The 11,076-nt window shown below is 69.3% G+C and carries 10 protein-coding genes; all 10 read right to left on the minus strand.

Going from position 1 to position 11,076, the window contains the following annotated elements; translation table 11 throughout:
• Positions 1-127: 127 nt before the first annotated feature.
• Complete coding sequence (locus tag LJE69_RS05510; protein ID WP_296922347.1) at positions 128-433, minus strand: cytochrome C oxidase subunit IV family protein; 306 nt, start codon at positions 431-433, stop codon at positions 128-130.
• Positions 430-1,080 (minus strand): cytochrome c oxidase subunit 3 family protein, encoded by a 651-nt coding sequence (locus LJE69_RS05515; protein ID WP_296922350.1) that lies wholly within the window; start codon positions 1,078-1,080, stop codon positions 430-432. The genes LJE69_RS05510 and LJE69_RS05515 overlap by 4 nt, the downstream gene beginning before the upstream one ends.
• Positions 1,070-2,686: a cytochrome c oxidase subunit I gene (gene ctaD, locus LJE69_RS05520; RefSeq protein WP_296922352.1), complete on the minus strand. Its 1,617-nt coding sequence runs from the start codon at positions 2,684-2,686 to the stop codon at positions 1,070-1,072. Before ctaD ends, LJE69_RS05515 begins: the two co-directional genes overlap by 11 nt.
• Positions 2,683-3,624 carry a cytochrome c oxidase subunit II gene (gene coxB / locus LJE69_RS05525; RefSeq protein WP_296922355.1) on the minus strand — a complete coding sequence of 314 codons (942 nt, stop codon included), beginning with the start codon at positions 3,622-3,624 and terminating at the stop codon, positions 2,683-2,685. The genes ctaD and coxB overlap by 4 nt, the downstream gene beginning before the upstream one ends.
• Positions 3,621-4,475: an SCO family protein gene (locus LJE69_RS05530; protein WP_296922358.1), complete on the minus strand. Its 855-nt coding sequence runs from the start codon at positions 4,473-4,475 to the stop codon at positions 3,621-3,623. The genes coxB and LJE69_RS05530 overlap by 4 nt, the downstream gene beginning before the upstream one ends.
• Complete coding sequence (locus LJE69_RS05535) at positions 4,472-6,127, minus strand: hypothetical protein (protein WP_296922361.1); 1,656 nt, start codon at positions 6,125-6,127, stop codon at positions 4,472-4,474. The genes LJE69_RS05530 and LJE69_RS05535 overlap by 4 nt, the downstream gene beginning before the upstream one ends.
• Positions 6,120-6,821 (minus strand): cytochrome c, encoded by a 702-nt coding sequence (locus tag LJE69_RS05540; protein ID WP_296922365.1) that lies wholly within the window; start codon positions 6,819-6,821, stop codon positions 6,120-6,122. Before LJE69_RS05540 ends, LJE69_RS05535 begins: the two co-directional genes overlap by 8 nt.
• A complete protein-coding gene (locus tag LJE69_RS05545) occupies positions 6,821-7,360 on the minus strand; it encodes a DUF3341 domain-containing protein (protein WP_296922368.1) in 540 nt (179 codons plus the stop codon). Before LJE69_RS05545 ends, LJE69_RS05540 begins: the two co-directional genes overlap by 1 nt.
• A complete protein-coding gene (gene nrfD, locus LJE69_RS05550; RefSeq protein ID WP_296922371.1) occupies positions 7,357-8,715 on the minus strand; it encodes an NrfD/PsrC family molybdoenzyme membrane anchor subunit in 1,359 nt (452 codons plus the stop codon). Before nrfD ends, LJE69_RS05545 begins: the two co-directional genes overlap by 4 nt.
• Positions 8,712-11,076: 4Fe-4S dicluster domain-containing protein (locus tag LJE69_RS05555; RefSeq protein WP_296922373.1), on the minus strand; the 2,365-nt coding region annotated here is incomplete at its 5' end. The genes LJE69_RS05555 and nrfD, both read right to left, overlap by 4 nt.

The raw sequence follows: 11,076 nt of genomic DNA on the forward strand, positions 1-11,076 counted from the left end.
GCGCGACTCGGCACGGCCTTCCTAGGCGGGTGGTTCCTCGGGCGGCAGGATCCGACGCCCGCGTTGGCCTGCCGCTATGGGTGAAGCTGTGCTCGGGGGAGAGAACGGTGTCGCCGGGTCGCTAGAATCAGGGCCGCGTCATGTAGTCACCCAGTGACAGCCCGATCAGCACGGCCAGGAAGAAGAATCCCACACCAGCCGCAAGGCGCATCACCGGCGAAGCGCTCGACAGGTGCATGAAGACCGCCATCACGAGCAGCGCCTTGACGATGGAGATGCCGACGTTGACGACGACGTTGAACGCGCCGAGAGGCAGATAGGAGCTGCCCAGATTCACCAACTGGAGCGCCAGCAGCACCAGCCACATCAGCCAGTAGCGTCCCGTCGGCGGGGCTTTTGCCGGGACCGCGTCCGCTTGCTGCAGCTCGTTCATGATCGCGAAACCAGGTAGAACAGCGGGTAGAGGAAGATCCAGACGACGTCGATGAAGTGCCAGTAGAGGCCCGTCAGCACGATTGGCGTGTGGTACGCCGCGGAGAAGCGACCGCGGGCGGCCAGTAGTGCCATGACCGCGATCACCAGGATGCCGATCGTGAGGTGCAGGGCGTGCAGGCCCGTCATGACGAAATACAGGAAGAAGAACAACTCGACTCCTGGAGCGTCCGGACCGCTGTAGGCGAACCGCAGGCCCGGCACCAGCCCCTGCAGCCAGTCCTCGTGCCATTCGTAGCCCTTGATGGCCAGGAAGGCGACGCCGAGGACCGCGGTCAGGACCAGCCAAGCCGCACAACTGCGACGCCAGCCCACGGAGCCTGCGCGCACCGCGAGCGCCATGGTCAGGCTCGAGGTCAGCAGCACGGCGGTGTTGATGGAGCCGAGCAGCACATCGGTGTGGCGGCCCGCCAGGATGAATGCCTCCGCATGCTGAACCCGACTCACCGTATAGCCGGCGAAGAGCACGCCGAAGAACAGCACCTCCGTGGCCAGGAAGATCCACATGCCGAAGGTCGCGGCGGTCTCCCGCTGCTCCGCATCCGCGAAGTGGCTCGCGGCCATCGCGGAGGTGCCTTCAGCGGCCATCGGTGCCTCCCGCCTGATACGCGTACGGCGGCCCCTCCACCCGTGGTGCCGACGCAAAGTTGTAGGTCGGCGGCGGCGACGGCGTCTGCCACTCGAGGCCGGTCGCGCCCCAGGGGTTGGCGCCGGCGAGCCGCCCCCGCCGCAGGGACCACCACAGGTACAGCAGCGGCAGCAGGTAGCCCACCCCGAGCACGACAGCGCCCCCCGAAGACAGCACGTTCAGTACCTGGAACTCCGGCGGATAGACGTGGTAGCGGCGCGGCATACCGAGGTAGCCCGCGATGTACTGCGGAAAGAAGGTCAGGTTGAAGCCGACGAACATCACGATGGCACCGGCGCGCGCCCAGCCATCCGGATACAGCCGACCGGTGACCTTGGGCCACCAGAAATGCAGCGCCGAGAAGAAGGCCATCACCGCCCCGCCCACCATGATGTAGTGGAAATGGGCGACGACGAAGTACGTATCCGTGAGATGCACATCGGCCGCCAGCGCGGCGAGCCAGATGCCGGTGATACCGCCCATCATAAACAGGCCAATGAAGCCGAGCGCGTACAGCATGGGTGCATCGAATCGCACCGAGCCCTTGTAGAGGGTCGCAGTCCAGTTGAACACCTTGATGGCGGACGGGATCGCCACCAGGAAGCTCAGCAGCGAGAAGACCATGCCCGCATACATGGACTGCCCGCTGACGAACATGTGATGCCCCCACACCATGAAGCCCACCGCAGCGATGGCGAGCAGCGAATAGACCATGAATTGGTAACCGAACACCGGCTTGCGGGAGAAGCAGGTGATGACCTCGCTGACCACCCCCATCGCGGGCAGGATCATGATGTACACGGCCGGATGGGAATAGAACCAGAACAAGTGCTGGAACAGCAGCGGATCGCCGCCGAGGGCGGGGTCGAAAATGCCGACACCGAGCAGGCGCTCAATCGCAATCAAGGCCAGGGTCATGGCCAGCACTGGCGTGGCCAACACCATCACCAGGCTGGTGGCATAGTGCGCCCAGACGAACAGCGGCAGCCGGAACCAGGTCATGCCCGGCGCGCGCATCTGGTGCACGGTGACGATGAAGTTGAGCCCGGTGAAGATGGAGGAGAAGCCGACGATGAACACGCCGGTAACAGCCAGGATAACGTGGCTGTTGGAGAACATCGTGGTGTAGGGCGTATAGAAGGTCCAACCCGTGTCGACGCCGCCGGCGATGAGGGTGACGACGACAAACAGCCCGCCCAGGGTATAGATGTACCAGCTTGCCAGATTGAGGCGGGGAAAGGCGACGTCCTTGGCACCGATCATCAGCGGAATCAGAAAATTGCCGAACGTGGACGGTATCGACGGGATGAGGAAGAACCACACCATCACCACGCCGTGCACCGTAAACAGCTTGTTGTAGGTGTCGTCGTCCACCAGGTCCCCAGCCGGGGTGAGCAGTTCCAGGCGGATCATCGCCGCCGCGGCGGCGGCGACGAGAAAAAAGAACAGGATCGACACCCCGTACAGTAGCGCAATGCGCTTGTGGTCGCGCGTCGTCAGCCAGGAGCGCAGCGTGTAGCCGGCGCTGATGTAGCTCGGAGCGCCTTCGGCGGCAATGGTAGTCATGGCTGATTCTCCGCGACGGAAAGTGAACGGATGTAGGCGACGAGCTTCAGGATGTCCTCTTCACTGACCTGGCCCTTGAACGACGGCATGATCGGCGTATAGCCCGCCGCCACCTGGCTCGCCGGCAGCAGGATGGAGTCGCGGATGTAGCGGGCGTCCGCCGTCACCTGCGTGCCATTGGCCAACATCACCGGGTGCCCGTAGAGGCCGTTGAGCTTCGGGGCATGCACGGTGGAGCTCGCGCCATGGCAGCCACTGCAGCCGTATTCGCGGAACAGCGCCGCGCCCTGGTCGGCCAATGACCCCTCCCCCGGATTGGCGGCGAGCCAGTCGCTGAATGCGGACGGCGACATGACGATGACGGTGCCGCGCATCTCCGAGTGATTGGTGCCGCAGAACTCGGCGCAGAAGAGCTGATACCGACCCGTGCGGATCGGCGTGAACGACAGCGTCGTATAGCGCCCCGGCAGGACGTCCTGCTTGATGCGGAAAGCGGGCACGAAGAAGCTGTGAATGACGTCCTGGGAGGTCATGACCAGCTCGATGGGGCGGTTGACGGGGATGTGCAGCTCATTGATCTCGCGCTGGCCATCGGGGTGCTGGATCTTCCACATCCACTGCTTGGCGACCACGTCGATGGCCAGCGCACCAGGTGGCGGGGTGCGCAGTTGATGGAACAGCACCGCGGCCCAGATGAAGATGCCGAGAAAGACCAGCAGCGGGATGCCGATCCACAGCCCCTCTGCCACCCGGCTGCGATCCGGCACCGGTCCCCGGGGCGCCTTGGAGCCCGCGTGCCAGCGCACGGCGAAGACGGCGATGGTCAGGCTGATGCCGCCGACGACGAGCACCGAGACCACGGTCAGCGCCAGCAGCAGGGCATCGGTTTGCCCAGCCGCGCTGCTCGCCTCCGCGATAAAGCGCTCGAAGTGGCTCACGGACTCCCCCCACCGTCCGCTGCGTTCCCTGCATCGTCTCGTGTATCCCCGGCTGCATCATCGGCGGCCCCGACACGCCGGTCGCGCCGCCGGCTCACCAACACGAAGCCCAGCAGCCCCGCAACGGTCAAGGCACCACCCGCCCGCAGCAGGTTCATGATCAGCAGGCCGTAATGGCCGGTGGCGGGGTCGTAGTGGTAGCAAAGCAGCAGCAGTTGATCGACCGGAGAACCGATGCGACCGCCGGACGACTCCACCAGCGCCAGGCGCAGGTCCCGGTCAGGAAAGCGCACGCCGAACAGGTAGCGGGAGACTTCCCCGCCGGGCGTCGTCACCACAATGCCCGAGGCATGCGCGTACTGGTCGATCTCCGCGTCGTAGACATAGCGGAAGCCGGCGGCATCGGCCACGGCCCGGATCTGCGCCTCGTCGCCGGTGAGAAAATGCCAGCCGGCGCCCGTGCTCGACGCCCCGTAGGCCTTCAGCACCGCCTCGCGCTTGCCGGCGGCCAGCTCCGGCCCCTCGCCGGGGTCGATGCTGACGGCAATCACATCGAAGTCCTTGCCGACCCGGAGCCCGAGGGTCTTGAGGCTCTCTTGCAGGCCCTGCCAGACCAGACCGCACAGGTTCGGGCATTCGTAGTAGCCGAGCACCAGCACCGCCGGGCGCCCTTGCAGCAGGTCGCCGAGGCGCACCGGCGCGCCGGTGCTGTCCTCGAAGCGGGCGTCCAGCGGCAGTTGAGCACCGAGGTTTTGGTCGAAGCCGACCCGCTGGAAAAGATCCTGCGGCGCGGCCGCCGCGCCCGTTGCCAGGACCAGCCAAAGCCCGAGCCAGCATGCGATTCGGATCATGGTCTTGCCTCCTGTGTGCTCGCCGGCGGCGGTTTCCGGGCAAGCAGGATCTGGATGGCCCGGTCCACCGGTATCCGCGCGATGCCGTCCTTGCGGCTGACCCAGCCCCACGCGCCGACTTGCTCCTGCTGCGACCTGCGGTAGACCGCGAGATTGGCGACCGGATTCGCCAGCAATGCCGGACCGACCGCGGGTGGATGGGCCGTGGCACCCGGCTGGTGGCGCCAGGGCAGCAGGACGACGGCCGAGACGATCAGCACCGCCGCGATCCCGGCCATGGTTTTGACGACCGTGCCGGCAGCGATGCCGCCCGGCACCTGCTCTCGGGCTCTGGCGCCCGCGGCGACAGCGGGCGCCACCACCCGCTCCCCACTGGCCGCCAGCGCATGGCTGCCGGTCTCGGCAATCGCCGTGGCGGCGGATCGCACCGCGGTGCCGATGGGTATCGGCGGGGCAGCCGGGGCAGAACCGGCCGGCACACCGTGGCGGTTCCGCACGTCGGGCAATGTTGCCGGCAGCCGGCCCTTGCGCACCGGGGCCGCCCGCCCGGCCAGGGCCAGATACAGACCGAAGGCCGCGAGCCAGAGCGCACCCGCGCCGAGCAGTACCGCCAGATCGAGGAGCGTCAGCCGCGGCCCAGCGGGCCGCAGCGTCGGCAGGGTCAGCCAGAGGGCATACAAGGCCTGGGCCGCGAGCACGACACCGGCGGCGAGCGCCAGCAGGCGCGGATGGGTCTTTATGCGCGGCGACAGCAGCAGTGCCAGCCCCAGCCCCGGCAGCAGCACCACCGCGGCCAGCCCCAGCCAGCGCCAGCCGGTCTGCAGCCGTGGCACGAGCCAACGGATCTCGTCCGGCAGATTGGCGATCCAGATGGTCACGAGCTGCATCAGGGCCAGGTAGCCCCAGAGCAGCAGGATGGCCAGGAGCAGATTGCCCGCATCGGGTGACTGGCGCGGTGTGACACCGCTGCCGCTGGGCTGCCGGCGTTCCACCCTCCACCGCTCCAACCCCAGCCACAGGACGGCCAGTGCCGTCGCCGCCAGCGCCTGGGAGACGCCCACCAACAGGCCGAAGATCGCCGAGTACCACTCGGGGTCCAGCGACATGACCCAGTCGAAGGCGATCAGGGTCATGCCGAGGACCAGGAGCAGCAGACCGAAGGCGCTAGCCCCGATGCCCGGCAGCGACTTGGAGCCGCGGCCATAGGCGCCCAAGGACCAGGCCAGGATCAGCCACAGCACCAGGATCGCCAGGGTCCGCACCGTGAACGCCGGTGGGTTCAGGTACCAGTGCGCGGGAACACTGCCGGCAGCGTCCCGGGCCTCGACGGCCCAGGGATAGAGCCGATCGAGCCCGAGCAACAGCGGCACCGCCAGCAGCGCCACCATGGGCAGGGCGCCGGCCGCGGCCAGCAGCGGCGGGCGCAGGTCCTCACCCCACTGCCCACCCGTCAGGCGGTGGACCAGCAGCAGCGCAAGGCTGCCCACCGAGAGTCCGCCCCAGAACTCCAGCGCCGGCACCAGGGCCTGGAGGGCGACCCAGCGGCCGAGCATCACCGCGGCGGCGCCCAAGGCCAGCCCGACGACGGCCAGCCCCAGCACCAGGAGCACGGCGAGCCAGTGCCGGCGGGCCCCTGCGCCACGCTTAGTCATGCCCGCCCCCGAGGCGCCGCCGGTCTGCGGCCGCCAGCAGCTTGGCCGGCATGTGCCGGCTCAGTTGCAGCGCGCGGATATAGGCGACGATGGCCCAGCGGTCCTGCCGCGGCACGCGGTCGCCGTAGGGATACATGGCGCCATAGCCCTGCGTGATCACCTGGTAGAAGTGGCGGTCCGGCGCGCCCCGCAGGCGGTCGGTGTGATAGCTCGGCGGCGCCGGGAAGCCACGCTGGACCACCATGCCGTCGCCCATCCCGGTCGGGCCGTGGCACGGGGCGCAGAAGATGTCGAAGCGCTCCTGTCCGCGCCGGTAGGTGGCCGCTGTCACCTCGATGGGCACGCCGGACAGGTCGGGCATCCAGGCGCCGGCGCCGCCTTGGCTGGCAGTCGCTGCCGCAAGGATGGGATAAATCGGCCCGGCGGGCTCCGGCAGCGGCACCTGTTCGCCCCGCCGCCCGCCCGTGGACTCAGCCAGTCCGCCGGTGCGCAGGGCCAGGCTCGCGGCGGGCGGTGTGCGGGACGAGCTGCCGTTGGGGAACAGGCGGCTCGGCGCCAGGGGGTTGTAGCGGTCTTGCTGATACATGTTCTGCATGGCCCGCTCACAGCCCGCGCTCGGCAGGAGCACGACGGCAGCGATGGCCAGCGCCAGGCGCCGGCCCCGCGCGGCAGCGCCGGCAATGGGCGCCAGCATCACGCCGCCACCTCCTGCACCGACTCGGCCCCCAGTGCCTCCAGGCGGGCGCGGGTGCCCTCGGCGTCCAGCTCAGCGCCGCCGGCGCGGACCAGCAAAAAGAAGCCGTCGCGGCTGGCATCGTCGAAGCCAGGCACACCGAACACCGGGTGATGCAGCCGCGGCAGCCGGTTGCCCAGGAAGAACCCGAGCACCGTCGCCGCACCGCCCCAAAACAGGGTCAGGATGACCGTGATCGGCAGGAAGGCCGGCAGGCTGAAGGGCGGCCGTCCGCCGACATTGATGGGATAGTCGATGACCGCCGAGTACCATTGGATGCCGAGCCCGGACAGGCCGCCGAACAGCGCCCCGGCCAGCGCCCACCAGCCCAGACCGTCCGGGCGCAGTCCGAGCGCCTCGTCCAGCCCCGGCACCGGGAACGGCGTGTATGCCCTGAGCCGACCGCGATCGCCCGGCCAGTCGCGGGCCGCGGCCAACAGGCCGTCGGCGTCCGGGAAGCGCGCCATCAGGCCGTAAAGGCCCGGAGTGGAGCTGCTCATGACGGCCGCTCCTCGTGCATGCGCCGGCGGATCTCGAACATCGGCAGTAGCGGCAGCAGGCGCACGAACAGCAGGAACAACAGCGCGAAGACGCCGAGCGACCCGAGCAGGTGCACCCAGTCCCAAAGGGTCGGATAGAAGCGCCCGTCGGCGGACGGCAGATAGCCGTGATAGAGGCTGGTGACCACCAGCATGAAGCGCTCGATCCACATGCCGAGCACGACGCCACCCCCAACCAGCAACAGCACGCCGCGCCGCGTGCGCAGCCGCGGCCACCAGAAGAGCTGTGGCAGCACGGCGTTGAGCAGCAGCGTCGCCCAGTAGGCCGGTGCGTAGAAGCCCGTCATGCGATCCGACAGCATGGCGAGCTCGTCGGGATTGCCCGTGTAGTGGGCACTGAAGATCTCCAGCCCGTAGCTGTAGGCCATCACCAGGCTCGCCGCGAGCAGGGTGCGGGCGAGCAGGTCGACATGGGCATCGGTGATCCAACGCCCCAGGCCATAGATGGGTCGCAGCACCACGGCCATCACCAGCACCAGCGCAAAGCCCGAGAACAGCGCGCCGGCGACAAAAAACGGCGGGAACAGGGTCGTGTGCCAGCCGGGCGGGAGCCCCTCGGAGAAGTCCAGCGCCACCATACTGTGGACCATGAACACCAGCGGCACCGCGAAGCCGGCAAGCAGCCGCGTCGCACTCTCCAGGCGCTGCCAGTGGTGCGCCTCGCCGCGCCAGCCGAGCGCCAGCAGGCCGTAAAAGACGGCGGCGCGCCGCCGGCGGGCACGGTCACGCAGGCTCGCCAGGTCCGGCAGCAGGCCGATGTACCAGACCATCAGCGACACGCCGACGTAGCTCGCAATGGCCACGAAGTCCCACACCAGCGCACTGCGCCACTGCGGCCACAGGGACATGATGTTCGGATACGGCAGCAGCCAGTAGGCGAACCAGGGCCGGCCCAAGTGCATGATCGGGAACAGGCCGGCGAGGCCGAGGGCGATCACCGTCATGGTCTCGGCGAAGCGGCTCACGCTGCTGCGCCACCCCTGCCCCGCCAACAGCAGCGCGGCGGAAATGAAGGTGCCGGCCATGGCGATGCCGATCCACCAGACGTAGTTCGTGATCGCGAAGCCCCAGGCCACCGGGATGTTGATGCCCCAGATGCCGACGCCCACCGCGAACAGGTACGCAAGCGCGCCCAGGAATACGGCGGCTATGAGCGCGGCGACGAGGGTGCCGGCGATCCAGGCCGGACTGGACGGGCGCTCCAGCGTGACGCCCGCGACGTGGTCCGTCAGCGCCGCCGCGGGGGTGTCGGACGGGTCGGCCATGCCGGTCCGGCTACTGACGGTGTCGCTCATGACGCTTCCCCGGCGCCGTCATCTGCCCCTGGCTCCAGCCTGGGGTTGGGATTGGACAGGCGCACCCGGTAGGTCGTGCGCGGTCGCGTCCCGAGCTCTTGCAGCAGTTGGTAGCTGCGCCCGGACGCCTGCGCCTGCGCCACCTCGCTGCCCTCCAGGTTCAGGTCGCCGAACACGATGGCCCGGGTCGGGCAGGCGCCCTGGCAGGCGGTGACGACGTCACCGTCGCGCAGCGCCCGACCGCTAGTCTGGGCGTCGATGCGGGCGGCGTTGATGCGCTGGAGGCAGTAGCTGCACTTCTCCATGACGCCGCGCATGCGCACCGTCACCTGCGGGTTGCGCTGCGCCTCGGTCCAGTGGCCGGTGTAGTCCAGAAAATTGAACCGCCGGACCTTGTACGGGCAGTTGTTGGAGCAAAAGCGGGTGCCGACGCAGCGGTTGTAGACCTGAAGATTGAGCCCTTCCGAGTCGTGCAGCGTCGCCCCCACCGGGCAGACGATCTCGCAGGGGGCGTTTTCGCAGTGCATGCAGGGCACCGGCTGGAACAGGATGCGCGGTTGCTCGGGCGGCCCGGCGAAATAGCGGTCGACGCGGATCCAGTGCATCTCCCGGCCGCGCTGCACCTGCGCCTTGCCCACCGACGGGATGTTGTTCTCCGCCTGGCAGGCGATCGTGCAGACGCCACAGCCGATGCAGGCGTTCAGATCGATGGACATGCCCCAGGCGTGCTCGCCGCGCGGCCAGGGCACGTACAGGCTCGGCAGCGCGGGCTGCTGCTGCACCAGCATGCCGCCGGCCTCCCGGTAGCTCGCCAGCGTCGCCGTGCGCAACGGATCATGGCCCTCCATGCGCTGGTGGTGCTGGGTCGTCGCCAGCTCGGCGCGGCGGCCGGTGGGATGCAGCTCGGCACCGGAAGCCAGCCAGGGCGCCCAGGTGGTGCGCAGCGCGTTGGCATCGAAGCCGATGCCGCTGCCGAAGCGCCCCGCCTGCCGGCGCCCATAGCCGAGCGGCAGCGTGAGGGTGTCGAGGGCCTGGCCCGGCAGCCGCCACACGGGTGCCGTCAACCGCTGGTCGCCGTGGCGGATTTCGACCACGTCGCCGTCGATCAGGCCGAGCCGGGCCGCGGTCTGCGGTGCGATCAGCGCCGCGTTGTCCCAGGTGAGCTTGGTGAAGGGCTTCGGCAGCTCCTGCAGCCAGGCGTTGTTCGCGAAACGCCCGTCGCGGACCGTCGCGTCCGGCCGGAAGACCAGGTCGAGGCCCGCGGCAGCGCCTTGTGGGGCCTCCAGGGCTTGGTCGCGGATGCCGTCCTGCCAGGCCGGGTCCAACTGGACCTGCCGCGCGGGCAGCCGCGTGTCCGTCAAGTAGCCGTCGCGCAGGGACTGCTGCCACGCCTGTTCGAAACCGTCGGCACCGAGCTGCTGCTGCCAGTGGCCGCGCACCAGCTCATAGGGCGTGCGCGGACCGTTCTCATTCACCACCGCGTCGAGCAGCTCGCCGGCGGTACGGCCGCCGTACAGGGGCGCAATCAGCGGCTGGACGATGGTCGCGGTGCCGTCCGGGGCGCACAGGTCGCCCCAGGCCTCCAGCGGATGCGCCGCCGGGACGTGCCAGTCGGCGACGGCCGCGGTCTCGTCCACGTAGGCGCCCAGGTGCACGCTCCGCGCGGCCATCGCCATGGCGTCATCGAAATCGAGGTCCGCCGGGGCGTCGTAGACCGGATTGGCATCCAGGATCACCAGCAACTCCACGTCGCCCGCGCCCAGGTCCCGGGCGAGGGCATCGAGGCCGCCGGCGTGGGGCTCAGCGGTGAACGCGGCGGGCGGCAGATAGGAGACCGTGGTGTCGACGGCCCCCAGATGCGCGTTGATTGCGCAGGCGAGCCGGTGCACCGGCTCCGGCTGACGCTCTCCAGCCAGCACCAGGGCGTTGGCGCCGTGCCGCCGCAGGTCATCGACCAGCGTGGCGATCCATTCCGCCGGCACGCCGCCGTCGCCGGCGGGCGCCGCGACGTCGAGTCCGAGCCGGCGGGCGACGCGCCGCGCGACGCCCTCCACCTGCTGCCAGCGCAGCGCCAGGCGGTGGTCGGCCATGGCGCCGGTCAGGCTTGGCGTCGGCTCCACGGCATAGAGGCGCAGAAAGCGCTCGCCGTCGGCCCCGGGCTCCGGGCCGCGAGCGGCCGCGAAGTCGCGTGCATACGCCACCTGGTCCGGCCCCGGCCCCAGCGGGTCGGCGTCCAGGCTGAGCACCACCGCGGCCCGATCGAGGTGCAGTCGCGGCAGCAGCGGCGTGCCGAAGGCGGCCTTGGCAGCAGTCAGCGCCTCCACCTCGCCGGCCGGGCGCGGGTGATACCAGCGCGCCTTG

Origin of the sequence: Thiohalocapsa sp., from assembly GCF_022340605.1 — a bacterium.
Lineage (GTDB): Bacteria > Pseudomonadota > Gammaproteobacteria > Chromatiales > Chromatiaceae > Thiohalocapsa.

Excerpts from the sequence above, each read along its gene's own strand:
- LJE69_RS05535 (WP_296922361.1), bottom strand. The coding sequence starts at position 6,127 with ATGACTAAGCGTGGCGCAGGGGCCCGCCGGCACTGGCTCGCCGTGCTC.
- LJE69_RS05540 (WP_296922365.1), bottom strand. The coding sequence starts at position 6,821 with ATGCTGGCGCCCATTGCCGGCGCTGCCGCGCGGGGCCGGCGCCTGGCG.
- LJE69_RS05510 (WP_296922347.1), bottom strand. The coding sequence starts at position 433 with ATGAACGAGCTGCAGCAAGCGGACGCGGTCCCGGCAAAAGCCCCGCCG.
- ctaD (WP_296922352.1), bottom strand. The coding sequence starts at position 2,686 with ATGACTACCATTGCCGCCGAAGGCGCTCCGAGCTACATCAGCGCCGGC.
- LJE69_RS05515 (WP_296922350.1), bottom strand. The coding sequence starts at position 1,080 with ATGGCCGCTGAAGGCACCTCCGCGATGGCCGCGAGCCACTTCGCGGAT.
- LJE69_RS05530 (WP_296922358.1), bottom strand. The coding sequence starts at position 4,475 with ATGATCCGAATCGCATGCTGGCTCGGGCTTTGGCTGGTCCTGGCAACG.
- nrfD (WP_296922371.1), bottom strand. The coding sequence starts at position 8,715 with ATGAGCGACACCGTCAGTAGCCGGACCGGCATGGCCGACCCGTCCGAC.
- LJE69_RS05545 (WP_296922368.1), bottom strand. The coding sequence starts at position 7,360 with ATGAGCAGCTCCACTCCGGGCCTTTACGGCCTGATGGCGCGCTTCCCG.